At 63.7% G+C, this 24,270-nt stretch carries 19 protein-coding genes; 14 read left to right on the top strand and 5 right to left on the bottom strand.

All coding sequences use genetic code 11. The features are described 5' to 3' along the window. Window positions 1-31: 31 nt before the first annotated feature. Entirely contained in the window at window positions 32-1,543 is a 1,512-nt protein-coding gene (locus tag H8F26_RS12450; protein ID WP_197154339.1) for a hypothetical protein, read from the bottom strand. A gap of 340 nt (window positions 1,544-1,883) precedes the next feature. On the opposite strand from H8F26_RS12450, the gene H8F26_RS12445 reads away from it, so the two are divergent. After that, a complete protein-coding gene (locus tag H8F26_RS12445) occupies window positions 1,884-3,197 on the top strand; it encodes a Rieske 2Fe-2S domain-containing protein (RefSeq protein WP_231605177.1) in 1,314 nt (437 codons plus the stop codon). Between the two features lie 3 nt (window positions 3,198-3,200). Here the strand turns inward: H8F26_RS12445 and H8F26_RS12440 are convergent, their stop codons facing one another. Together H8F26_RS12440 and rimI are read right to left on the bottom strand one after the other, a co-directional pair. Beyond that, the gene (locus tag H8F26_RS12440) at window positions 3,201-5,777 is read right to left on the bottom strand and encodes an ATP-dependent Clp protease ATP-binding subunit (protein ID WP_197154337.1); all 2,577 of its coding nucleotides are present in this window, start codon (window positions 5,775-5,777) and stop codon (window positions 3,201-3,203) included. A 260-nt stretch (window positions 5,778-6,037) separates the two neighbouring features. Next, window positions 6,038-6,541, bottom strand: coding sequence for a ribosomal protein S18-alanine N-acetyltransferase (gene rimI, locus H8F26_RS12435; protein WP_370594620.1), 504 nt, complete (start codon window positions 6,539-6,541; stop codon window positions 6,038-6,040). Here rimI and lysA point away from each other — a divergent pair. From lysA to H8F26_RS12380, 11 genes are all read left to right on the top strand, one after another. Then, window positions 6,540-7,997 (top strand): diaminopimelate decarboxylase, encoded by a 1,458-nt coding sequence (lysA, locus tag H8F26_RS12430; RefSeq protein ID WP_197154335.1) that lies wholly within the window; start codon window positions 6,540-6,542, stop codon window positions 7,995-7,997. The two genes, rimI and lysA, sit on opposite strands and share 2 nt — an antisense overlap. 22 nt (window positions 7,998-8,019) lie before the next feature. Next, window positions 8,020-8,832, top strand: a complete 813-nt coding sequence (locus H8F26_RS12425; RefSeq protein WP_197154327.1) for a diadenylate cyclase — start codon at window positions 8,020-8,022, stop codon at window positions 8,830-8,832. Beyond that, entirely contained in the window at window positions 8,829-9,608 is a 780-nt protein-coding gene (locus H8F26_RS12420; RefSeq protein ID WP_197154325.1) for an isoprenyl transferase, read from the top strand. Before H8F26_RS12425 ends, H8F26_RS12420 begins: the two co-directional genes overlap by 4 nt. A gap of 122 nt (window positions 9,609-9,730) precedes the next feature. Then, a complete protein-coding gene (bioB, locus tag H8F26_RS12415) occupies window positions 9,731-10,684 on the top strand; it encodes a biotin synthase BioB (RefSeq protein WP_231605626.1) in 954 nt (317 codons plus the stop codon). Continuing rightward, the gene (locus H8F26_RS12410; RefSeq protein ID WP_197154321.1) at window positions 10,677-11,660 is read left to right on the top strand and encodes a rhodanese-related sulfurtransferase; all 984 of its coding nucleotides are present in this window, start codon (window positions 10,677-10,679) and stop codon (window positions 11,658-11,660) included. The genes bioB and H8F26_RS12410 overlap by 8 nt, the downstream gene beginning before the upstream one ends. A gap of 3 nt (window positions 11,661-11,663) precedes the next feature. Then, the gene (locus H8F26_RS12405; protein WP_197154320.1) at window positions 11,664-13,037 is read left to right on the top strand and encodes a DUF6880 family protein; all 1,374 of its coding nucleotides are present in this window, start codon (window positions 11,664-11,666) and stop codon (window positions 13,035-13,037) included. Window positions 13,038-13,099: 62 nt separating this feature from the next. After that, entirely contained in the window at window positions 13,100-14,122 is a 1,023-nt protein-coding gene (locus H8F26_RS12400; protein WP_197154318.1) for a DUF952 domain-containing protein, read from the top strand. Between the two features lie 194 nt (window positions 14,123-14,316). Then, complete coding sequence (locus H8F26_RS12395; RefSeq protein ID WP_197154316.1) at window positions 14,317-14,940, top strand: AAA family ATPase; 624 nt, start codon at window positions 14,317-14,319, stop codon at window positions 14,938-14,940. After that, window positions 14,937-15,875: a DUF2887 domain-containing protein gene (locus H8F26_RS12390; protein ID WP_197154314.1), complete on the top strand. Its 939-nt coding sequence runs from the start codon at window positions 14,937-14,939 to the stop codon at window positions 15,873-15,875. Before H8F26_RS12395 ends, H8F26_RS12390 begins: the two co-directional genes overlap by 4 nt. A 251-nt stretch (window positions 15,876-16,126) precedes the next feature. Continuing rightward, window positions 16,127-16,255, top strand: coding sequence for a type II toxin-antitoxin system RelE/ParE family toxin (locus H8F26_RS12385; RefSeq protein ID WP_197154312.1), 129 nt, complete (start codon window positions 16,127-16,129; stop codon window positions 16,253-16,255). A gap of 89 nt (window positions 16,256-16,344) precedes the next feature. Further along, entirely contained in the window at window positions 16,345-16,482 is a 138-nt protein-coding gene (locus H8F26_RS12380) for a hypothetical protein (RefSeq protein ID WP_197154310.1), read from the top strand. 20 nt (window positions 16,483-16,502) lie between these two features. On the opposite strand, the gene H8F26_RS12375 is transcribed toward H8F26_RS12380, so the two are convergent. Next, entirely contained in the window at window positions 16,503-16,811 is a 309-nt protein-coding gene (locus H8F26_RS12375; RefSeq protein ID WP_197154308.1) for a nucleotidyltransferase family protein, read from the bottom strand. Between the two features lie 686 nt (window positions 16,812-17,497). Here H8F26_RS12375 and H8F26_RS12370 point away from each other — a divergent pair. Continuing rightward, on the top strand, window positions 17,498-19,816 hold the full coding sequence (locus H8F26_RS12370) for an FkbM family methyltransferase (protein ID WP_231605176.1): 2,319 nt from the start codon (window positions 17,498-17,500) through the stop codon (window positions 19,814-19,816). A gap of 117 nt (window positions 19,817-19,933) precedes the next feature. Here H8F26_RS12370 and H8F26_RS12365 read toward each other — a convergent pair whose 3' ends face one another. After that, window positions 19,934-21,364, bottom strand: coding sequence for a class I SAM-dependent methyltransferase (locus H8F26_RS12365; protein ID WP_197154304.1), 1,431 nt, complete (start codon window positions 21,362-21,364; stop codon window positions 19,934-19,936). Window positions 21,365-21,931: 567 nt separating this feature from the next. On the opposite strand from H8F26_RS12365, the gene H8F26_RS12360 reads away from it, so the two are divergent. Next, window positions 21,932-24,265 carry a tetratricopeptide repeat protein gene (locus H8F26_RS12360; RefSeq protein WP_197154303.1) on the top strand — a complete coding sequence of 778 codons (2,334 nt, stop codon included), beginning with the start codon at window positions 21,932-21,934 and terminating at the stop codon, window positions 24,263-24,265. Window positions 24,266-24,270: the final 5 nt, after the last annotated feature.

Genomic DNA, 24,270 nt, shown 5'->3' with positions numbered 1-24,270 from the left:
TCAACGAGCTTACATCCTCTGGCTTCAGTCATCACCAGACATTCTCAATCACGTTCATTGCCTGCAGATAGGCGGGCACGTGATCCTGGCCCAGCTGGTCGTCCGAAAAGGTGTCATCGAGGGCAGCTTTACGGGCATTATCCGCAATCACGGCGGTGGCGAGAAGATCCAGTGCCTCGGGATTATCGAGACTCTGCAAAGCCTCAGCGTACTTGCGGCTATGGGTCGGCCGAACTGATTCCTGGCAGTAATTCGACATCTCCCGACTTTCGGTCATCACCGAAAAGGCGATGTCCTTGGTGCTCGGCTTGCCGTAGACCGCCATGTAGAGCAGATTCACCATCGAGGCATCGTGCACCAGGATGCCGTAGTTGCGCACGATCTGTGGCCAGCAGCTCAGGGCCTTGAGCCCTTCCAGGCCGCCACGGGGCAAGCCAGCCGCTTCACACCAATCCTGCAGTTCCTCCATCGTGTGCGGACAGCGCTGATGCGCCCGCATGCGCTCCGCCAGGATCTGGCCCACCTGGAAGTTCCGGGTCGGACTGCCCGAGACCGGCTGCATCATGCTGCCGCGCACGTCGGCCACCATGGCGGTGAGCTGGGCGAAGGTGTGATCCCGCACTTTTTCCATGTCACCACCGCGGTTGAGGGCCGCCTCAATGCGCTGCACGCCATAGCCCAGTTCGGTGAGGGCGATCGGCTGGCGGCCATAGAGCCGCTGACGATCCCGGCGCGCCATGGATACCGTGGCAGCCTGATCGATGCACTGATCGAGCAGCAGGGTGAGCAGGGTTGGGAGAATGCCAGTATTTTCACGGTGATAGGCGTGCCCGAAGCCGGCAAAGATGGAGGAGATATTCTTGGCCGCCTTGATATACTGCGCTTCAATATTGTGAATCCCAGGAGATACTTGAATATTAGGCGAGATCTTGTCCAACATCCGTGCCCCCAGCAGGGCCGTCAGTGCATTGGGGTGGCAGAAATTGGCGGTGAAGCTGTCGACCGGATTGCGGAGAGCACCGTGGCGATGAAAGCCGGAAAAGAAGGCCAGATTCGGATATCTCTCGCATAACACATAGGATTCGTTGCGAATGTGATCGTGACTGAAAGAGCCGGCCAGACAGGCCAGCACCACCTGTTCACGTTTCAGCTCGGTTCGCAGGGCACAGGCATCCTGAAGGTCCTGGTCGATGTGGTTGCTGTTGGCGCTCAGCACCACCAGATCGCAGTGCTGGATCAGATCAGCCAGGCCGTTGGTGGCCGCAGCTCCCTGCTGCGGATGGTGCGCCATGCGCTTCACGGTTTCGAGATGCTCCGGATCCATGCCGGCAATGGCATCGTCCGAGAAGGCACCCATCAGATCGCGGCCCGGCCTGGGGGCCAGCATCAGGCTGCTGCCATCGGTATGCATGGCGCAGTTGTAGGCGATCGAACCTGGATAAAGACCGATGCTGTAGAGACCGACCTTGCCTGCATCAATGGCCTGGATTCTGCGCTTGATCGCGTCTTTATCCAGCGAGTCATCGAAGAAGGCGTTTTGCATACTGGCTTTTGAAGGCGCGCGCGGTCTTGATTGATCGCAATTGTAAAGGAGCCCTGCCATGCCTGGCTCCGGAAGGACCAACACACTTCGTCATCCCTGGGCAATCTCGCCAGTTCCGGTGACTGAACCAGCCACAATCACCAGCCATTTGTCCTAGTCCACCCTCGCAACACCGTCGCCTTCAAACTGATTTCTTTCCAGCTGAACCAACCCAGACCCACACCATTCCTCGCCGTGATCAGACCACTTGCCTGGATCAGAGCACCGCCCCCCGCACCGACCTCCTGCCGTTGGTGGCGCGGGGTTGCCAGGATGCGATCTCTCTGCGTTGCCTTCTGCCGTGCCCCCAGCTGTGGACTGGCATCGACACTGGTATCCGGTGGCCCCTCTGGCGGATCTCGACCGCCGCCGCCCCCAGCCCTTCACCCTGCTGGAGCAGGATCTTGTGCTCTGGTGGGAGGAGGCAGCCCAGCAGTGGCGGGCCTTCGCGGACGTGTGCCCCCACCGGCTGGTGCCCCTCAGCGACGGGCGGATCAATGCCAGGGGCGAGTTGGAGTGCCCATATCACGGCTGGAGCTTCGAGGGCAGTGGCCGCTGCACCCTCATCCCCCAGGCCGAATCCGACGCCGCCCTCGCCTCGCGGCGATCGACCTGCCGCACCTACGCCACGGCCGAAGCCCAGGGCCTGCTGTTCGTGTTCGCCGGCGATCCGAACGAGGCCGCCGCGGTGCCCTTGCCGCTGGTGCCGGCCCTGGAGGAACCCGGTGAGCCCTGGCTGGTGCAGGACACCTTCCGGGACCTGCCGATGGATGCCCTCACCCTGCTGGAGAACGTGCTCGATGTGAGCCACGTGCCCTTCACCCACCACAAGACCGTGGGCAACCGCGCCACCGCAGCACCGGTGCAGGCCGAACTCACCAGCTTCGGCGAGGAGGGATTCACGGGGCTGTGGCCGGAGGGTCCGCGCAAGGGAAGCCTCGGCAGCCAGCACACCACCTTTGCAGCACCGGCCCTGATGTGGCACGAGCTCGACGCCAAGGCGTTCGCCCGCATTCTGACCGTGGTCTATGCGGTGCCGATCCGCCGAGGCGAATGCCGGCTGCTGGCGAGGTTCCCGTTCCGCTTCCGTTCCCCCTGGCCGGCGCGCCTGCTGGGGCTGCGGCCCCGCTGGCTACAGCACATCAGCAACCATCGGGTGCTGGAAGATGACCAGCTGTTTCTCCACTGGCAGGAGCGGGTGCTGGAGACCCGGGGGAGAAGTGGCTCGGCCAGCCGCGCCTACAACCTGGCCACTGGCGCCGATCTCTACATCAAAGCCCTGCACGACTGGGTGAGCCGCTTCAGCGCCGATCCGTTCCCCGATCAAGCCTTGCCGCCGCGACTGGAGCGTGACGCGCTGATGGAGCGCTTTCACGCCCATACCGAGCACTGCCAGTCCTGTGGCGGTGCCCTGGCCGGAATCCGCCGCTGGCGGCCGTGGCTACCACTGCCGCTCTGGGGCAGCCTGGCCGCAATCGCCTGGTTTCACACCTTGCCTGCCCTGGTGGCCGGGGGCACGGTGGCCCTGGCCAGCGCACTGGCTGATCGTCAGCTGGGCCGCTGGGAGCAGGGGCTGTTGCGCGGAACGGGAGAACCGCCGCGCAATCGCCTCTGAGATTCAGACGCTGGCCGTGGCCAGTTCCGGCATGGTGACCACACCCTGCTTGCGGATCACCACCTGCTTGTCGTCGTTCACATCGACCACAGCGGTATCGCCTTCGCCGATGCGGCCGGAGAGGAATTCCTCGGCCAGGGAATCCTCGAGCAGGCGCATCACGGCACGGCGCAGGGGCCGGGCACCGTAACTGGGGTTGTAACCCTCTTCCACCAGGCGCTCCTTGAATGCGTCGGTGACCGAAAGCTCGATCCCTTTCTCGCGCATGCGGCCGAACACCTCCTTGAGCAGGATTTCGGCGATTTCCTTCACCTCATCGCGGCTGAGCTGACGGAAGACGATGATCTCGTCGAGACGGTTGAGGAACTCAGGCCGGAAGTACTGCTTGAGTTCCTCGTTGACCAGCATGCGGATGCGGTTGTACTGGGTTTCCTCCACATCGCCGCCACCGAACTCGAAGCCGAGGCCGCCGCCGCCCTTCTCGATCACCTTCGAACCGATGTTCGAGGTCATGATGATCAGGGTGTTCTTGAAATCGACCGTGCGGCCCTTGGAATCGGTCAGACGACCGTCTTCCAGCAGCTGCAGCAGCAGGTTGAACACATCCGGGTGGGCCTTCTCGATCTCGTCGAACAGCACCACGGTGTAGGGCCGCCGGCGCACCGCTTCGGTGAGCTGCCCGCCTTCGTTGAAGCCCACATAGCCCGGAGGCGAGCCGATCAGCTTGCTGACCGTGTGGCGCTCCATGAACTCCGACATGTCGAGGCGGATCATCGCATCTTCGCTGCCGAAGAAATACGCCGCCAAAGACTTGGTGAGCTCGGTCTTGCCGACACCGGTGGGGCCGGAGAAGATGAAGCTGGCGATCGGACGGTTGGGGTTCTTGAGGCCAACCCGAGCCCGGCGGATCGCCTTCGAGACGGCCTTCACCGCTTCGTCCTGACCGATCAGGCGCTGATGGAGGGTCTCTTCCATGTTGAGCAGCTTCACCGATTCGCTCTCGGTGAGCTTCTGCACCGGCACACCGGTCCAGGAGGCCACGATCTGGGCGATGTCTTCCTCCGTGACCAACGGATGGCGTTCCCCGTCGATGCCGGCCACTTCGGATCTGTTGGCCTCGCTGGTGGCGAGAGCAACGGCGACACCACCAGCTTCAGCGGCCTCAGCGGCACCGGCCTCAGCGGCGGGATCCTCGTCCTTGCGGGCCTGCAGGATCGTGCGGATCTGCTCGCGCAGCTCCACTTCCTTATCGCGCAGTTCACCGGCCTTGGTGTAATCCTGCTCGCGCACCGCGTCTTCCTTGTCTTTCTGCACAGCCCGGAGCTGCTTATCCACCTCCTTGGCGGCGGGGGGCAGCTTGGAGTTGAGCAGGCGCACGCGGCTGCCGGCTTCATCGATCAGGTCGATCGCCTTATCGGGCAGGAAGCGATCGGAGATGTAGCGATCACCGAGGGTGGCGGCGGCCACGAGGGCCTCATCGGAGATCTTGAGGCGGTGATGCTGCTCATAGCGCTCCCGCAGGCCGCGCAAGATCTCGATCGTGTCGACCACGGAGGGCTCGCCCACCATCACCGGCTGGAAGCGGCGCTCCAGGGCCGCATCCCGCTCGATGTGCTTGCGGTATTCATCCAGGGTGGTGGCACCGATGCACTGCAGCTCGCCGCGAGCCAGGGCCGGCTTGAGAATGTTGGCGGCATCGATGGCGCCCTCGGCCGCACCGGCACCGATCAGGGTGTGGACTTCGTCGATCACCAGGATCACGTTGCCGGCACCCCGGATCTCCTCCATGATCTTCTTGAGGCGCTCCTCGAATTCGCCCCGGTACTTGGTGCCGGCCACCAACAGGCCGATATCGAGGGTGAGAACGCGCTTGTCTTCCAGGATGTCCGGCACATCGCCGGTGACGATGCGCTGGGCCAGACCTTCGGCAATGGCGGTTTTACCGACACCGGGCTCGCCGATCAACACCGGGTTGTTCTTGGTGCGACGGCCGAGGATCTGGATCACCCGCTCGATCTCGTGCTGGCGACCCACCACCGGATCGAGCTTGCCTTCAGCGGCCTGCTGGGTGAGGTTGGAACCGAATTCATCGAGGGTGGGGGTCTTGGTAGAGCCCTTGCCACCACTGCCGGCCGCCACTTCGGCGGTTTCGCCGAGCATGCGGATCACCTGGGTGCGCACCTTGGCCAGGTCGACGCCGAGGTTCTCCAGCACCCGCGCGGCGACACCTTCGCCTTCGCGGATCAGTCCGAGCAACAGATGCTCGGTGCCGATGTAGTTGTGACCCAGCTGGCGGGCCTCCTCCAGGGAGAGCTCCAGCACCCGCTTGGCCCGGGGGGTGAAGGGGATCTCCACCGCCACGAAGCCGGAGCCGCGGCCGATGATCTTCTCCACTTCCACCCGGGCATCCTTGAGGTTGACCCCCATGGACTTGAGCACCTTGGCGGCCACACCGGTGCCCTCACCGATCAGGCCCAGCAGGATCTGTTCGGTGCCCACGAAGTTGTGACCCAGGCGTCTGGCCTCTTCCTGGGCCAGCATGATCACCTTGATGGCCTTCTCGGTAAACCGCTCGAACATGGGGCGGGGCCTGCTGCACGTCTCACTAACCTATCAGGGGTGAGCGGAGAGTGCGGTGTTGCTGTGCCAGCGCGGCAGATCGCTGTTGCCTCAAGGCTTCAGGCCTGTTCAAGACATAAGACAACCAGCACGATCTGACGGGCTTCGCAACAAGAAACGCCGGTAAACCGAACCGCTGGATCGGTGATCGGTTCGGGCGCCACCAGGGGTGGTCGATGCGCAGGCGAAGGGCGTGCTGCCCGCGGGCCGCGAGGACGCGTTCATGTCCGAAGGTCGAGCCATTGGATCAGGGCGTCCTCGCCGCTGCGGTAATAACCACGACGGATGCCGGCATCGCGGAAGCCGAAGCGGGCGTAGAGCCCCCGCGCAGCGCCGTTGCCCGTCGCCACCTCAAGGGTGGCCCGGCTCGCGGCTCGTCCCCGGGCCTCCGCCAGCAGCGCGGCCAGCACCTGCTGCCCCAGGCCGAGGCGGCGCCACTGCGGATCCACCGCCACCACCGTGATGTGCAGCTCATCGAGGATCAGCCAGCCGCAGGCCATCGCCACCAGCGCCTCCCCCTGCCAGAGCCCCACACCCGGCCGGGAGGCTTCCTGCAACTCGGTGCGCCACTGGCTCTCCGTCCAGAGGCCCCCCAGGGCCTGCTGATCGAGCTTCAGGCAGGCGGCCAGATCGGCGAGGCTGAGCGGAGCCGGACCCGTCACCATCCCGACGGCTTCCGTACATTCACTGCACATCGTTTCCTCGCCGCCCGGGACCCGCGCCATGGTGTTGACAGCTTCCCAGCAGAGCGCCGGCCCGGAGGCGGCCGCGGCGGGCTCGGCGGCCGCAACGCCCCAGCCCTATGAGGCCGGACGCGATCTGACCAGCCCCAACCGCAACCTCACGCCCCTCACCACCGAACGGGACGGCGAAGGGCGGCTGCAGGTGGGAGGCTGCGGCCTGAGCGACCTGGCCCGCACCTACGGCACACCGCTCTATGTGCTCGATGAGGCGACGCTGCGGGCCACCTGCCGCGCCTACCGCGACGCCCTGGCGGTGCATTACCCCGGTTCGGCTCTGGCGCTCTATGCCTCCAAGGCGAACAGCTCCCTGGCGATCACGGCCCTGGTGGCGACCGAGGGGCTGGGGCTGGATGCCGTGTCTGCCGGCGAACTGCTCACGGCACTGCAGGGCGGCATGCCCAGCGACCGGATCGTGCTGCACGGCAACAACAAGTCGAAGGAGGAGCTGGAACTGGCCGTGAGCCGCGGCATCACCGTGGTGGTGGACAACTGGCTCGACCTGGAGCTGCTGGCCGAGCTGGCACCGGCCCAGGGGCAACCGGTGCGGCTGATGCTGCGCTTCACCCCGGGCATCGAGTGCCACACCCACGAGTACATCCGCACCGGCCACCTCGACAGCAAGTTCGGCTTCGATCCCGACCAGCTTGAAACGGTGCTGCGCCATCTCAAAGGTTGTCCCTGGGCCGAGCTCACCGGCCTGCATGCCCACATCGGCTCCCAGATCTTCGAACTGCAACCCCACCGGGACCTGGCGGGCGTGATGGCCGATGCCCTGGCCCTGGCCCGCTCCCTGGGCCACCCGGTGCAGGACCTGAACGTGGGCGGCGGCCTCGGCATCCGCTATGTGGCCTCGGATGATCCGCCGAGCATCGAGGAGTGGGTGCGCGGCGTGGCGGTGGCGGTGGCCGAGGCCTGCCGCGAACGGAACCTGGAGCTGCCGCGGCTGCTGTGCGAACCGGGCCGCTCCCTGGTGGCCACCGCCGGCGTGACCCTCTACACGGTGGGCAGCCGCAAGGACATCCCCGGCATCCGCACCTATCTCTCGGTGGATGGCGGCATGAGCGACAACCCGCGGCCGATCACCTATCAATCGCAGTACACCGCCGTGCTGGCCGATCGCCCCCACGCAGGTCTGCCCGGCGGGGAGTCTCCTGAAGATCAGCCGCTCGAAACGGTGACCGTGGCGGGCAAGCACTGCGAATCGGGCGATGTGCTGCTCAAGGACATCGCCCTGCCGCCGGCCGGCCGGGGCGACGTGCTGGCGGTGTTCTCCACCGGCGCCTACAACGCCTCGATGGGTTCCAACTACAACCGCATTCCCCGACCGGCGGCGGTGCTGGTCCACGAGGGGATGGCGGAGCTGGTGCAACGGCGCGAACAGCCGGAAGACCTTCTGCGCTACGACGTGCTGCCAGCCAGGCTCCTGCCGGTACCCTGAGTCTCAGGAATCGCCCCTGCATGTGGCCTGGCTGAGGCTCGTCGATCCCCGCCTGCTGCTCGACCTGCTGTTCGCCACCGGTCTGGGAGTTGTGGTGCTCGGCCGGGTCACCGAATCCCGCACGCTGTGGCTGCTGCGGGGCTACCTGTTTCTGGTGGCGCTGGCCTGGGTGGTGCAGCGCTACGCCAACCTGCCGCTCACCACCAAGCTGGTGGATGCCCTGGTGCTGGCCTGCAGCCTGGCCCTGGCGATCCTGTGGCAAGGGGAGCTGCGCCGCCTGATGGAACTGCTCGGCACCGGACGGCTGGACGTGCTGTTCGGCAACAGCGGCCGCGATGGCCTGGCCTCCGGCTCGGTGGCGGTGCTGAGCGAGGCGGCCGGGCGCCTCTCCCAGAGCCGCAGGGGGGCGCTGGTGCTGGTGGATCTGGGCAGCGACCTGCGTCCCGAGGATTTCCTCAATCCCGGCATCCCACTCGATGCGCAGCTGTCGGTGGATCTGCTGCTCAACCTGTTCGCGGCCGATACGCCCCTGCACGACGGTGCCGTGCTGGTGCGGGCCAACCGGATCATGGCGGCGGGGGTGATCCTGCCGCTGTCGCGCCAGGGCAGCAACCGCTACGGCACCCGTCACCTGGCAGCCCTGGGCATCACCGAGCGCTTCGATCGCTGCCTCTGCATCGTGGTGTCCGAGGAGACGGGCACCCTGTCGCTGGCCTGCCAGGGGCGGCTGGAGCGGCCGATCACCAGCAGCCGCCTGCACGACCTGCTCAGCGATGCCCTGGCTTCATCGACGGGACGTAGCGTGGCGAAGGACACGCCGGATTCCCGCGGATGAGTCGCGCCCTGGCGACCACCACCCCCCACTCCCACGTGTCGCCATTGCCGGCGGCTCTCGATCCCGCTCGCCTGCCCACCCATGTGGCGGTGATCATGGATGGCAACGGCCGCTGGGCGCGGCAGCGCGGCCTGCCGCGGGTGATGGGGCACCGGGCCGGAGTGGAATCCCTCAAGCGCACCCTGCGCCTCTGCAGCGACTGGGGCATCGGCGCATTGACGGCCTATGCCTTCTCCACCGAGAACTGGAACCGGCCGGGGGAGGAGGTGAGCTTCCTGATGGCCCTGTTCGAGAAGGTGCTGGTGCGGGAACTGGAGGGGCTGGAGCGGGAGCAGGTGCGGATTCGCTTCCTGGGCGACCTGGAGCCCCTGCCGGAGGGGCTGCGGCAACGGATCGCCGAAGCCACCGAGCGCACGGCGGGCAACAGCGGCATTCATTTCAACGTCTGCACCAACTACGGCGGCCGCAACGAGCTGGTGCGGGCGGCGCGCCAGCTGGCCCAGCGGGTGGCGGAGGGCACGCTCGATCCCGAGGCGATCGATGAGGCCCGCTTCGCCGCTGAGCTGCACACCGCCGGCGAACCGGATCCGGATCTGCTGATCCGCACCAGCGGCGAGCAGCGGCTGAGCAACTTCCTGCTCTGGCAGCTGGCCTACGCCGAGCTCCACATCACCGATGTGCTCTGGCCCGATTTCGATCAGGAGGCGCTGCTGCGCGCTCTGCTGGACTACCAGGGCCGGCAGCGCCGTTTCGGCGGCGTGGCCCCCGCGGCCTGAAGCCCAGAGGCCACAAGCCCTACAGCCTGTACGCCGATCCCAACGCCCCGCCTGAAGCCCCTGTGATCACCCGCCACGACTGGAGCCACGCCGAGATCCAGACGCTGCTGAACCTGCCGTTGATGGACCTGCTCTGGCAGGCCCAGCAGGTGCACCGGGCCGCCAATCCGGGCTACACGGTGCAGCTGGCCTCGCTGTTGAGCGTCAAGACCGGCGGCTGCGAGGAAGACTGCGCCTATTGCCCCCAGTCGATGCACCACAGCGCCGATGTGGCCGGCCGGCCGGAGCTGGCGGTGGCACCGGTGCTGGAGCGGGCCCGGGCGGCGAAGGCGGCCGGCGCGAACCGCTTCTGCATGGGCTGGGCCTGGCGCGAGATCCGCGACGGAGCGCCGTTCGAGGCGATGCTGGCGATGGTGCAAGGGGTGAGGGAGCTGGGGCTGGAGGCCTGCGTGACCGCCGGCATGCTCACCGATCAGCAGGCCGCTCGCCTGGCGGAAGCGGGCCTCACCGCCTACAACCACAACCTCGACACCAGCCCGGAGCACTACGGCCGGATCATCACCACCCGCACCTATCAAGAGCGGCTGGAAACCCTGCAGCGGGTGCGCCGGGCCGGCGTGACCCTCTGCTGCGGCGGCATCATCGGCATGGGCGAAACGCCGGCGGATCGCGCCGGCCTGCTGCAGGTGCTGGCCAGCCTCGAACCCCATCCCGAGAGCGTGCCGATCAATGCCCTGGTGGCGGTGGAGGGCACGCCGCTGCAGGAGCAGCCGGCGGTGGATCCGCTGGAACTGGTGCGGATGGTGGCGGTGGCACGGATCCTGATGCCCCACAGCCGGGTGCGGCTGAGTGCCGGCCGCGACCAGATGAACCGCGAAGCCCAGATCCTCTGCCTGCTGGCGGGCGCCGATTCGATCTTCTACGGCGACACCCTGCTCACCACCGGCAACCCGGATGTGGCCGCAGACCAGGCCCTGCTGGCGGCAGCGGGGGTGCGGGTGGAAACCGCAGGGGCGCCGCCTGCCGCTGGCAAGGCCAGTGCCGCATCACCGGCCCCGGCTGTCGCCCATGCCTGACGCGCCAGCCCCAGCCGAAACCTCTGCCGCCACCGAGGTGCTGGTGGCGGCGTTCTATCGCTTCGCAGTCCTGGCTGCGGACGACCTGCCGGATCTGCAGCAACGCTGGCGGGCCGTGGGGGAGGCCGGCGGCGTGAAAGGGAGCCTGCTGCTGGCCACGGAAGGGGTGAACGGCACGGTGAGTGGCCCCAGCTCAGGCGTGGAGGCCTTGCTGGCGGCCCTGCAGAGCGATCCACGGCTGGCCGAGCTCACGGTGAAGCGCAGCACGGCGCCGCGACAGGCCTTCCGGCGCTGGAAGGTGAGGATCAAGCGGGAGATCGTGAGCCTGGGTTGCCCCACGGTGCAGCTGGACGCCACACCCGTGGGCACCTACGTGGATCCGCAGGAATGGAACGCCCTGATCCGCGATCCCGACACCCTGGTGATCGATACCCGCAATGACTACGAGGTGGCGATCGGCAGCTTCGAGGGAGCGATCGATCCCGGCACCGGCAGCTTCCGGGAGTTTCCCCGGTGGGTGGAGCAGGAGCTGAGGCCCCTGGTGGCCGAGCGGCAGCCGAAGCAGCTGGCGTTGTTCTGCACCGGAGGCATCCGCTGCGAGAAGGCCACCGCCTACCTGCTCCAGCAGGGTTTCGAGGGGGTGCATCACCTGCAGGGCGGCATTCTGCGGTATCTCGAGGAGATTCCCGAGCAGGCGAGCCGCTGGCAGGGCGAATGCTTCGTGTTCGACCAGCGGGTGGCGGTGAACCACCGCCTGGAGCCCGGCGAGCACAGCCTCTGCCACGCCTGCGGCCTGCCGCTCTCGCCGGCCGATCGAGCCCTGCCCAGCTACGTGGACGGGGTGAGCTGCCGCCACTGCCTGGGCCGCTACAGCGACGCCGACCGCGCCCGCTTCGCCGAGCGCCAACGGCAGATCGAGCGGGCCGCCGCGTGCGGTGCCAGCCACCTGGGCCCCGGCGCCGACCCACCAACCTGATCCGTGCCCGCTGCCCGCACCACCCTCAACGCCCGCAACCTCGAGGCCCTCGGGGCGGCCCGCCTGGCGGAGCTGCTGCTGGAGCTGAGCCAGGGCAATGCGGCGGCCAAGCGCCGGCTGCGGCTGGCGCTGGCGGAAGGGCGCAGCGCCGAGGAGGCGGCGCAGGAAGTGCGCAAGCGCCTGCGCACGATCGACCAGGCCAGCACGTTTCTCGATGCGGCCAAACGTCGAACCCTGCTCACCGAGCTGGAGGGGCACCTGGCCACGGTCACCGGATCGATCCGCACGGAGGCACCGGCCATTGCCCACGAGCTGCACTGGCAGTTGCTGGAGCTCTCGGAGGGCCTCTTCGATCGCAGCCACGACGGCAGCGGCAGCCTCAGCGGCTTCTTCCAGCGGGTGCTCGAGGCCCTGCCGGCCACGATGGTGGCGGCCCGGCCGGCGCCGGAGGCGGCGGCGGAACGGATCGCCGAGGCGCTGATGGAATGCAACGGCTACCGCCAGCTGGATCGGCTGGTGGGGCTGCTGGCGGAGCCGCTGGGGCGGGAGGGGCTGGAGGCCCTACGGGGGGAATTCCGGGCCCGCGGCACGCCGGAGCGTTCGGCGGTGATGCTGGCGATCGCCGATGCGATGGGCGATGTGGACGCCTTCGCCGGCAGCTTCAGCGCGGAGGATCTGCGGCGCCCGTCGGTGGCGGCGGCGGTGGCGGAGCGGCTGCTGGCGGCGGGCCGGGCCGAGGAGGCCCTGGCGACGCTGGAGGGGGTGGACGAGGAGGGGCTGCAGTGGCTGGGGGCGGTGGTGCGACGGCCGCGGATCGAGGCGCTTGAGGCCCTGGGCCGCCGCCAGGAGGCCCAGGGGGAGCGCTGGCAGGGGTTTCTGGAGGATCTCGATGCCGGCCTGCTGCGTGAGTACCTCCGCCGGCTCGATGATTTCGAGGATGTGCAGGCCGAGGAGGAGGCTCTCGATCGGGCGCTGGCCCACGAAGACCCCGCCGAAGCCCTGGATTTCCTGCTGGCCTGGCCGGATCTGCGCCGGGCGGCGGAGCTGGTGCTGCGCCAGCCCCACCGCTGGAATGGGGAGGCCTACGGGCTCTACGGTCCGGCGGCTGAGCAGCTGGAGGCCGGCCATCCGCTGGCCGCCACCGTGCTGCTGCGGGCGATGGTGAGCTTCGCCCTGGAACACTCCCGCCCGAAGCGCTACCCCTACGCGGCCCAGCACCTGCTGCGCTGCGCCCAACTCGCGCAGCGCATCGACCACTGGCACGACCTGCCCACCCACCAGGAGTTCGAAGACGACCTGCGGGTGCGCTTCTGGCGGCGGATCGGCTTCTGGCAGGAGGTGGATGGTCTTCAGATGCCGTCCCATGGGCCAGGCTGATGGGCATGGGCGCCAGCGTTGGAAGAAACGGGCCATTGACGACAGCGCCGATCGCATGTCCGATGCCGGTGCTCTACAGCTTCCGCCGCTGCCCCTACGCCATCCGCGCCCGCCTGGCCCTGGCCGCCGCCGGCTTTGCGCCGGGACCAAACCTGGAGCTGCGGGAGGTGAGCCTGCGGGCCAAGCCGCCCGAGCTGCTGGAGGCCTCAGCCAAGGGCACGGTGCCGGTGCTTGTGGTGCCCGGAAAACGAACCGGGTCCGGCAAGGAAAACGGTTCCTCCTCCGAAAAGACGAAGCCTGCGCAAGTGCTGGAGGAAAGCCTGGAGATCATGCGGTGGGCCCTGGAGCACCGCGACCCGCAGGGCTGGTGGGTCGGCAGGAGCCCAGCGGCACTGGCGGAGATCACGGCGATGATCGCCGAAAACGACGGACCCTTCAAACACCACCTGGATCGCTTCAAGTACGCCGCCCGCCATGGTGCCGCGGGGGAGCAGGAGCGGCCGATGCACCGGGCCGCCGCCCTGGCGAGCCTGGGGCGCTGGAACGAACGGCTGGCGAGAATACCGGAGGGCTGGCTGCTGGGTTCGCGCCCTTCCCTGGCGGACTGGGCCCTGTTGCCCTTCGTGCGCCAGTTCCGGCTGGCGGATCCAGCGGGCTTCGATGCCGAACCGGGCCTGGAGCCGCTGCAGGCCTGGCTGTCGCGTTTCCTTGAGAGCAAGGAACTGGCAACGGTGATGGCGCAACCCTGGAGCCAGCCCCAGCCGTGGCGATCAGGAGGCTGGATCTATCACCTCGCTCTGGAAAGCGACTGGCAGCAGGCAAAACGGCAGGGCTTTTACGACCGCTCCACCCGCGCGGCAAGCCTGGCGGAGGTGGGCTTCATCCACTGCTGCACGGCCGAGCAGCTCGAGGGGGTGCGGCAACGGTTCTATGCCGATCTGGCCGATCAGCCTGGGGCCCTGCGGCTGCTGGTGATCGACCCACAGCGCCTCAACGCCGAGGTGCGCTGGGAGCTGGTGCCAGAGGTGGGGGAGGTGTTTCCCCATGTGATGGGCGTGATCGGACTGGAGGCCGTTGTGACCTGAGCGAGACGAGGGGTTGCGGAGTACAGCGCCTGAGCAGGTGTACGCGGCAGTGGAGGTCGATCGACAGTCCGGGAGCCTGCCTCAGCCAACCTGGCCTGCTTGAACAGATCTCTGCAGACGGCACGCGAATCGCGGGGTGTTCCGCCATGGGTGTTTCAGCCGATCGGCACCGAGCCCGCCAACGTCTCAGCGCCATGACCAAACCCAGGCAGCTGTGGATGCTGGTGGGCGGCAATGGAGCTGGCAAATCAACGTTCTATCGCCTCTACCTCCAGCCCCTTGGAGTGCCGTTTGTGAATGCGGATGTGCTTGCCCGGGTCGACTACCCAGGCGCGCCTGAGGCGCACAGTTACGAAGCAGCCAAGCTGGCTGAAGACCAACGCAACAACTTCCTGCTCAGAGGATTGAGCTTCTGCTTTGAAACGGTGTATTCCCACCCCTCCAAGGTTGATGTCGTGGGCCATGCCAAGGCCCTCGGCTACCAGGTGATCATGGTGATGATTCACCTCCAGAGTCCATCCTTGAACCAGGCGCGCATCAGCGAACGGGTCAGCGAGGGAGGTCATGATGTCCCTCGAGACAAGGTCGTGAGCCCCATCCCAAGGATGCTGAATCACGTCGAAACATCGTTGCCGCTTTGCGACGTTGCCAGGGTCTACGACAACAGATCAGCCGATCAACCCGTCCGTCCCGTCTTCACGCTGAAGCACGGCAGCATCGAGCGCCATTGGAATCCCTTTCCGGATTGGGCCGCTGCACTGCTCACAGAACGCAGCCCCAACCCCGGCTACCTTCCAGCCAGCGGCAGCTCCGCTTGAACACCGACCGCTGGTACTACCGCGTCTTCCAGAGCGCCCCCGACCTGATCCGCTCACTCCTCCCCGGCAGGGGCGCTGATACCGCCAGCGGCAGCAGCACCAGCGATCTCGGCCTCGACCCCTCCGCGCCCGGCGACCGCCTCTATCGCTTCTCAGCACTCGAAATCAAGGAGCTCAGCCACCGGCTCGATGGCGTGCTCTGGCCCCGGGAGGCCACCGGCTGCGCCGAAACCGGCAGCGCGGAGTTTCCGGTGGTGCTGCTGGAGGTGCAGATGCACCCGGATCCGGGCTTTCACCACCGCCTGGCGGCGCAGACCTATCGCTTCCTGCAGCAGCACCCCCAGGTGGAGCACTGGGCGGTGCTGATGATCACGCCCCACGACCGACTGAATCTCGGCCCCACCCAGGCACTGCGCCTGTTCCTGGAGCAGCAGGTGGTCTGGCTCAACCTGGAGGCGCTCAGCCAGGAGCCCAACCTGGATCCCTTGCTCAACCTGCTCACCCTGCCGGTGCGGCCTGAGGGCGAACTGGGCGCCAGCAGCCGTCAGATCCTGGCCAGCCGTCCGGACCTGGTCACGGTTGTGCTGCCTATGCTGGTGCAACGGTTTCCCCAGCTGAGCGAGGAGCAGATCATGGTGATCGCCGGCATCCCCCGCGAGGAGATCCGCCACACCCGCGCCGTGCAGGACTGGTTGGCGGAAGGCCGGCAGGAAGGCCGCCAAGAAGGCCGGCAGGAAGGCCGCCAGGAAGGCCTACAGGAAGGCGAAGCCAACGTGACCCTCCGCCTGCTCACCCGCCGCTGCGGCCCCCTGAACGACGCCACCACCGCCCGCATTCAGGCCCTTCCCCTGGAGCAACTGGAGGCCCTGGCGGAAGCCCTGCTCGACTTCCAGGGTTCCGCCGACCTGGCGGCATGGCTTGCCGCCCACGCCTGACCGCCCGTGGGATCCATCCCCCACCAGCGTTCAGCGATCGGCCGAGTCGTGACCCGCGTGGAGGGCCGGGGTGAATGGATGTCATTGACATCTCGACGAAGTCAGGTGTGCCGCAATGGTTCAGGTCACCGCCCGCTTACCCGATGAACTGGAGCTGAGCTCGATGCAGCTGTTCAGCAACTCAACCGTTACGGAGCCGACAGCATCGACCAGGCCATAGCGACCGACCTCGACGACATCGAGGATCTGCGTTGTGCGGGGAGTTTGAAGGGCTACGCAGGTTACGGGTGAGTAAGTCTCACATTGTCTATGAATGGCAGCGGAGTGAGCTGCTGATCCTTGTCCTGCGGATTGGCCACCGCAGGGAGGTGGTTTGCTGATGTCCCCCATTCAATCCCGCGGCGGCAATCCCGCTCGCCTCTGAACCGCAGCGGCAATCTGCACCTCCACCTCCTCCCGCAGCTGGCGGATGAGGCTCGGGCAGCTGGGCGCCGGCCAGCTGAGCCGGACGATCCAGCGCATGGCTGAGGGGAGGCTGCTGATCCGCCAGCACGATCAGGGTCTTGAGCAGGTTCTCCACCTCCTGCTGGGCGGAGCGCCACCTTGAGGATGAGGGCCGCGTCTTCCTCAGGCGGCATAGAGCACCATCCCCTCGCGGGCGATGCGGCCGAGCACATGCCAACGGGAGCCACTGAGCAGCGCATCCGGGCTGTTGCTGCCCCGGCAGAGCAGGAGCAGATCGAGATCCGAGCCGGGCCTGGCTTCGCCGCGGGCGCGGGAGCCAAACAGGACAAGGGCTTTGGTGGCGAGATCGTCTGCGAGCGCCTGCAACGCTGCTCGGAGCCGTTCCGGGTTCAGGCCAGGGCCAAGGCCATCCAGCCGCAGCGATGCCGGTTCCAACCACACGGGCGCCACCATGGCCGCGGGAACCTCCAACGATTGGATCAGCGTAGGGACGTTTCTCTCCACTTCAGAGGCGGATCAGACAGGCACCTTTGCCCGTTCAGGATTCTCTGATGATGGAGAGTGCATTATGGAGGTCTTCGTGACCCAGGCCGCAGGGCCTATTCGAAGTGTGTCCCAGTAAGGCTGGTCGCCCTGCCGATAGCTCCGCACCAGAAGCCTCGAGAAGCTATTGGGGCTACTTTTGTCATTGTTGCTTTCTTACTACAGCTGCCGACCATCAATCAAGCCATCCGAGGAGCAGAAGAGCGGCTCTTGAGCAAGCAACCGGCTACAGCTGCAGCCTGTAGATCATTGAGAAATCAGCCTGGCCGCACCACTTTTTAGCATGGATTTTGCTCTCTCTTTCTCAGAAAGCCCTACACAGAAGCAATGGAATGAATTCAGAGCACCTCGAAAAGTCGCTTCTGCCGGGCCTGCGTGCCTCAAGAAAGCCTGTCGCAGTAATGCATCTCAATGACAGGATTAAATTCGACCCTGGAATGTTCGAAGTGCCCTGAGGCAGCTTAATCAGAAATCAAATCATCCAAGCGTCAACAAGAATGGATAACATCGATTTCCACTCTCCATCATTCTCCCAAATTCCGCAATCAGGCTAAACTCGCAGAAAGAAGCCAGCGACCATGAATGATCAGGTGAACGTGATTACTGTAGAGCTGGTGGATGGCACTAAGGTCATCGTGCCGGATTCCCTGGAGCTGATCACGCCCTATGTGCTGCAGGAACAGGGGGATTGGTTTGAAGACGAGATCAAGTTTCTGCGCAGGCTTGTAAGGCCGGACGACATTGTGGTGGATATCGGCGCGAACTATGGCGTGTACGCCCTTTCTCTGGCCCGCAGAGTGGGGCCGAACGGACAGCTCTGGGCATTCGAGCCTGCCAGGCAAACAGCCGCCCTGCTGAACGACAGTGCAAGGGCGAACGGCCTCTCCTGGCTGCGGGTGGTGCAGCAGGCCCTGTCTGATCGAGAGGGCATCGCCTGGCTGCAGACGCCCGGCCACGCGGAACTGAACAGCCTGGCGGCCACGCAACCGAGAGACGTGGGCGATCAGCGCGTCTCCGGTGAGGAGGTGCAGGTGACCACCCTGGATCAATGCCTGGAGGCTTATGGCTGGCGGGGAGTGGATCTGTTGAAGATCGATGCCGAAGGGGAGGAAGGGCGCATCCTCGAAGGGGGGCACCGCCTGTTTCGCGAGTTCTCCCCGCTGGTGATGTTTGAGGTAAAGGCGGGCGCTGAGCTGAACCTCCACCTGGCGCAACAGTTCGAGCAGCTGGGCTATCGCTGTTTCCGGTTGATCCCCGGGCTTGATGCCCTGGCGCCGTTTTCGACTGAGCTGCCGGTAGACGACTATCTGCTCAACCTGTTCGCGGCCAAGCCGGAGCGGGTGGCTGCCCTGGCTGCCGGCGGCTGGCTGGTGGATCAGGCGGAGGCCGTGAGTCTGGATCCAGCAGCTTTCGAGCAACACGCCTGGTTGGAGCACCTGCAAGCCATGGCGTATGCCCAGCCCTGGGCCGCCCGCTGGAGCTCGCACACCCACCAGCCCGAGCGTCCACTGATGGCCAGGGCCTTGGCCGCCTGGGCCGCATCCCAGGAACGTGATGCCGCCATTGCCTGGCGCCATGGGGCGCTGGCCCACAGCCTGGCCCTGCTGCAGCAAGCCTGCCGGCCGAGCTGTAATCCGAGCCGCTGGGCCAGCCTGGCCCGGGTGGCCCTGGCGAGCGGTGAGCGCGGGCAGGCCGTGCGGGCATTGAACAGCCTGATGCAGGAACTACAGAGCGGCCGAAGCGTCGATCTCAGTGAGCCCTTTCTCAGCCCCGATCCGGCCTTCGAGGTGATCGAGCCCAAGGGCCCCGTGGAATCCTGGCTGGAAGCGGCGGGTCTGAGCGCTCTTGAACAGTTCGGTAGCTTTTCCAGCTTCTACACAGGTGCTCAGGCCATATCAAGGCTGGAGCGTCTGCAGAGCCTCGGTTACAGCCATGGGGCCCTGCAACGGCGCATCGCCCTTGTTCAACAACGGCAAGGTAGCCCGCTTCAGGACGTCGAAATGACCACGGCCGTTCGGCCCTGGTTTGAGTTTCTTGGCTTGGAGCAACCCCTGCGCTGCGTGGATGCGGGCGCTCTGGCCCTCGAAGGTGTTACGCCGCCCTGGGTGCGCTGGGCTGAGGAAGGTTGCGCCGAAGTTTTGGGTTTTGAACCGCTGGACACCGAATGCAAGAGGCTCAACCGCCAGGCCAAGGCGAGCGGCGCTGCAATCCGCTACTGGCCCTTTGCCTTGGGTGATGGCGAGGAGCACACGCTCTACATCACCAACCAACCAATGACCTCATCACTCTTTCCACCGGCGCGCAGCACCGTGGATCTCTTCCCGGCACTGGGAGAATGGATGCAGGTGGAACAGCGGGTGCGGGTGCAGACCCACCGCCTCGACGACCTCCAGCAGGCGCAGGGAGCGGAGTTCCTGAAACTGGATGTGCAGGGAGCAGAGTTGATGATCCTGAAACATGCCCAGGAAGTACTCAAAAGCGTGGCTGTAATTCAGTGCGAAGTAGAGTTTGTTGAGCTCTACGAGGGGCAGCCCTTGATGGCAGAAGTTGACACCTTTCTGAGAAGCCATGGCTTCACCTTTCTGCACTTTTCCTACATCGAAGGGCGAGCTTTCAAGCCCATGCAGATCACTGATAAGCCCCAAAAAGAAATCAGCCAGATGCTCTGGGGCGACGCTGTTTATGTTCGCGATTTCCGCATGATCCAGCAATGGAGCAGTCGCCAGCTGCAAGCCGCCGCATTCATCCTTCACGAAGTGTATGAAGCGATGGATCTCACTGCCATTCTGCTGAATGAACTAGACCGCCGCGAACAAAGTGATCTGGCCAGCTGCTACCTGGGCGCCGTGATGATCAATCGGCCAGATCTTCAGTGTTCAGGCGAATGGCCTCAGCCTCTCCCCGCCCATGCCGAAGAGAGAGCCACTGAATAGGGCCTTGTAGGGTGCTCAAAGCGAATGAACATGTGAGACAATCCCGGCAGCGCAGGGATCAGCCTTGACCCTGCCATGGCAACGACGACATCTGAAAGGAATAACCTAAAAGCCCGATCATCCCACAATACCCAGAAGCCGCAGCTTAGTCATGCTGGAGCTCAGAAATAAAGCAACATGCTCCTGGATCAGGGAGAAAGCCTGATCAGGATCGTCAATCAAGCTTCCCTCGCGATTGCGCATGTCCACACCGGCACTGGCCATACCCATCCACACGCAGCTGGCTAGCACATCCCCTTCGATTCCCTGCTGGATCCCTGCGAGGGTGAACGCGTCGAGCACGGAGATGCCCACGCCTCCATGGCCAGCAACGGGCGAGGCAATGAAATTCAGGTTGTTGCCAGCCTGAATCAGCTCCAGCATCCGTTGATTCACAGATCGACAGGCACTGTTGGCTGAAGGAATAGCTGGTCCGCGGTCCAAGCCAATCCAGCCTTCATGCAGCAAAAGGCTGGTGAGCTTCAAGAGGTCATCCACGGATCTGCCCAGCGCTTGATGGATGTCACCCAGGGATGCAGGAGCCTGCTGCAACAGAGACAGCAACTGGCCAACGAGATCGGGCTCAATGGAGATCGATCCCAGATTGGTGGTTACGGCGACTGGTTCCGTCTGCGCCGATGGGTTGGTATCCGAAGCGCGCAAGCAGCAGAACATCTGTTGTGCCAGCAGTGCTTCATAGGCAGTGCGCGTGAGGGGAATGGCTCCCTTCACAAACAGATCACGCCGGAAGCATTGATTGATGGCCATGTCGAGCAATGTCTGCTGGATCAAGGGATCCCGCTCCTCTTCCACCACTGCGGCCAAATGGCTGGCCATAAATGAAGGAAAGTTATCCGGCAGGGTTGCTGAAGCCACATAATCGAGCTTATGTGCTGCGGCCAGCCGATGAACTTCAGCCACGTAGAAGGGCTGCCACGGCTCAGCGCCATATTCACCGCAGAGATAGCTCGGCTGATCGATCTGCTCCTGAATGTGGCGCACATTCACTATCAACCCTGGAAACGCCCGGCTCAGCCGCGTTGGGTTGGCATCAGATGGGGTCTCGCTCAGCCGCATCAATGTTGCCGCGGTTCGCTGAATCGATCCGAGGAAGCCATCAGCACCTGGCCGTTCTCGCTCAAGCGTGAGCAGAGCCTTGAACACCGTGCGATCCAACCAGCCAGGGAAGGTGTTGTAAGAGCAGTAAAACGCCCCTCCCGGCTTGAGCAGGCGATTCGTGAGGCCAAGCATGGCCTGGCGCACTGGTTCGGCGATCCAGCTGAGAATCCCGTGAGCTACGACGTAATCAAAATGGCCATCAGGACCCACCGGTAGCTGTTGCTCGCTTGCCGCCAGTGCACTGAAGTCTCCTTCGTGGAAAACGATATTGCTAATCTGCAATTCCTGGGCCAACCATTGGCTGTAGGCAATATGGCCCGGATGAAAATCAATACCCACAAACTGGCCTTCCGGATATGCAGCAGCCAGCAGGCAGAGCCCCAATCCCATGCCGCTGCCTAGTTCCAGGTAGTTGAAGCCAACACCTTCTTGGCGGCGGGGTGGGCGTTGACGTTGGCTCAGCAGGGCAAAATCAATCCAGTTCGGCGCAAGTTCACGGAAGGAGTAGGCCCCGTAGGTAATTCCCGTGAAGTAGCCCTGGCCCCAAGACTATGTTGTCTTCACCAGCTGGCGGGATGGGGAATCCGGCCTGGGCTGAATGTCGTCGGATTGCGCTGGCTCAAAAGGGGTCGGGGCTGAATTGATCACGATCAGAAAAGGGACTTGTTGAGGAAGTGGGGCGCCACCCGAGCAGTGAGTCAATCTTTCAGGTGGCTGAACTCAGAACTCAATCCTAATAGCTATACGGCAAACAGCCACTCTCTTCAGCCTCATCGCCACGATTCCCGCAGGCCGGCTGGAAGCAGACCGGCGTGGAATCAATCCAAAAATAAGAGGGGCTTACACCCACCAGGAGAAGCGGAGATGTGATCACAATCGGTGCAAGCAGGCCTGTTTTCCCATCGCAGGTGATTACACTGCAATCCTAGCAACTCCCGCCCTAGTCAGCATCGCGCGATGGGATCTCAAAGCCACCAGCTATCCGAGCAAGATGCGCGTCAAGTGCTGAGGCTGGGGCAACGCAGGGTCGCTCTAGCAATTTACCAGAATCTGCTGAGCAGCGGAATCGGCGACCCAGCCGGCATTCACCTGCAAATCAGCAAGATTCAAGGGCTACTTGGCAATGCCGAAGCGCAGAACCATCACGTTCTGCTGGCAGCTGAATTCGCGCCATCTGATCCACGTGTAGTGCTCGCCTACGGTTCCTATCTGTTTCGAATCAACCAGCTGGCAGATGCACGGCAAACCTTTGAGCAGGTGAGCGGCGAATCTGGCCTCGAGTCGCTAGCCATTGGCAATCTTGCTGCCGTTGAAATTAGCGAAGGCAATCCCATTAAAGCAAAACAATACCTGATCAAGGCCCTTCAGCTCAACCCAAACAACAGTCATGCCCTCGACCTCAGCCTCAAGCTACTCGGCAAGGAGATTATTGATTCAGCTGTTCTCAGTCATTTTCTGAATGAAAATCAGGCTACCAATTCCAGCCTACTCTTCATGTTGATTGGCCAGCAGCTTGAAGGCCAAGAGCATTCCACCACTGCCCTGCAATGGCTTGAGAAGGCCATCGATGTAGACCCAGCCAACGTTTCCGCCCAACTTCAGCGGGCAAAGATCCTGAGCAAAGTAGGCCGATCAGACGAGGCCATCGAGCAACTGCTTGTATCCCTTGCCATCGAACCAGGGCATATTGAGCTGATGCTAACCATGGGCTACTGCCTGCAGCAAGTCAATGAGCTTAATTCGGCAATCTACTTTTTTCAACGCATTCTCGAGATCGAAGAGATACACACTGAAGCTAGCAATTTGCTGGGATGCTGTTATCGTTTTGCAGGACAAGAAGAAGAGTCTATTCCTATTTTCTCAGAGGCTCTTGAGCACGCTCCCTGCGACGGCGGCCTTCTCTGCAATTTAGCTTCGGCATTACGCAACGTTAGCCGGATTGAAGAATCGCTAGTACTTTCCAAGCAGATCCGGTCCTTGTATCCCCTCAGCAGAGAGGGCTTCTATTCCTACATGTTCACACATTCGACCCTGCCACGAAGTGCAGCGGCAGAGATGCTTTCCGTAGCCAAGGAATACTGGCAAGCCTATCGAGAATCACTGCTTAAGCAGAATCCAGCCTGGAGGAAACTGGCGGACAGGCACCCATTGCCATCAACAGGCCAGCTATGGCAATCCCTGGGTGCCAACACCGAGAAGATCAAGGTAGGTATTCTATCGGCTGAAATCGGAGCGCATGTAGTTGGCATGTTTCTGAGATCGTTTCTGCAGCATTACGATAGAAGCACCTTTCATGTCACGCTAATTACTGCCAATCGCCGCTACGAGGTGCAGGAGAATGAATTAGTTGACATGGCTGATGCCGTTGTGGTCTTGCATGGGCTCTCCGTTTTAGCGGCTGCCCAGGCCATCAATGATCAGAAATTCGATGTAATTCTCGAAACCTCGGGCTACACCAATAACACCCAAATACACTTGCTAACCTTTCGCCTCGCCCCAGTGCAATGCCATTACATTGGCTATCATGCCACAACAGGCCTCAATACCATTGATTATCTGATTGGCGACTCCATTGTTACGCCTACGGACTTTGATGACTTATTCATCGAAAAGATCTGGAGACTTCCCGATATTTGGCTGGCTATTACCTACCATGACCAGCTCCCTGCTGCATCATCGCTGGCCCAGACTGACTCCTTTACATTTGGCTCTTTTAACAACGGGGCAAAGTTTAACCAGAAAACCTTTGCCTACTGGGCAAGCGCTCTGAAGGCAGTATCGGAATCTGTTCTTGTGATCAAGGACCAAAGCCTCACCAGTACCAAGCGCAAGGAGTGGATCAGTGAGTCGCTGGAAGCGCTTGGTGTTTCACGCTCTCGGCTGCACTTCCTGCCCGCATCGGAGTCGTGGCAGGATCACATGTCGATCTACAACATCGTGGATGCCTGCCTGGATTGCACCAGTTGGTGTGGATCAACAACCGTTTTTGATTCCCTCTCCATGGGAACACCCTACCTAGCCATCAAGGGCGATACCATGGCGTCGCGTATGAGCAGTTCTATCCTGAGTGGCTATGGCTGCGCTGAATGGATCGCCAACAGCACCACCGAATTTGCCGAGATCGCGAGACGGATGGCTGATCATCGGCAGGGGCTTCGGGGAGGCAAACAGGCCATGCAAAGGAGGGTGTTGGAACAGTCTCTAACCAAAGCAAAGCGAACAACGCAACATCTTGAACAGGCCATAAAGCTAATGCTTACTTCTGCCCATTCAAAAAGAAGCGCAGCATAAAAGCC

The organism is Synechococcus sp. CBW1006, from assembly GCF_015840525.1.
Classification (GTDB): domain Bacteria; phylum Cyanobacteriota; class Cyanobacteriia; order PCC-6307; family Cyanobiaceae; genus CBW1002.
Note: the sequence above shows the minus strand (reverse complement) of the source record. Positions and strands in the feature narration are given on the sequence as shown.

What these genes read in the sequence shown, in the direction of transcription:
- bioB (WP_231605626.1), top strand. Translation starts at nt 9,731, where the DNA reads ATGGACCTGCTCTGGCAGGCCCAGCAGGTGCACCGGGCCGCCAATCCG.
- H8F26_RS12360 (WP_197154303.1), top strand. Translation starts at nt 21,932, where the DNA reads ATGGGATCTCAAAGCCACCAGCTATCCGAGCAAGATGCGCGTCAAGTG.
- H8F26_RS12410 (WP_197154321.1), top strand. Translation starts at nt 10,677, where the DNA reads ATGCCTGACGCGCCAGCCCCAGCCGAAACCTCTGCCGCCACCGAGGTG.
- H8F26_RS12400 (WP_197154318.1), top strand. Translation starts at nt 13,100, where the DNA reads ATGCCGGTGCTCTACAGCTTCCGCCGCTGCCCCTACGCCATCCGCGCC.
- H8F26_RS12440 (WP_197154337.1), bottom strand. Translation starts at nt 5,777, where the DNA reads ATGTTCGAGCGGTTTACCGAGAAGGCCATCAAGGTGATCATGCTGGCC.
- H8F26_RS12365 (WP_197154304.1), bottom strand. Translation starts at nt 21,364, where the DNA reads ATGGGATTGGGGCTCTGCCTGCTGGCTGCTGCATATCCGGAAGGCCAG.
- H8F26_RS12395 (WP_197154316.1), top strand. Translation starts at nt 14,317, where the DNA reads ATGACCAAACCCAGGCAGCTGTGGATGCTGGTGGGCGGCAATGGAGCT.
- rimI (WP_370594620.1), bottom strand. Translation starts at nt 6,541, where the DNA reads ATGGCGCGGGTCCCGGGCGGCGAGGAAACGATGTGCAGTGAATGTACG.
- H8F26_RS12450 (WP_197154339.1), bottom strand. Translation starts at nt 1,543, where the DNA reads ATGCAAAACGCCTTCTTCGATGACTCGCTGGATAAAGACGCGATCAAG.
- lysA (WP_197154335.1), top strand. Translation starts at nt 6,540, where the DNA reads ATGGTGTTGACAGCTTCCCAGCAGAGCGCCGGCCCGGAGGCGGCCGCG.
- H8F26_RS12380 (WP_197154310.1), top strand. Translation starts at nt 16,345, where the DNA reads ATGAGGCTCGGGCAGCTGGGCGCCGGCCAGCTGAGCCGGACGATCCAG.
- H8F26_RS12420 (WP_197154325.1), top strand. Translation starts at nt 8,829, where the DNA reads ATGAGTCGCGCCCTGGCGACCACCACCCCCCACTCCCACGTGTCGCCA.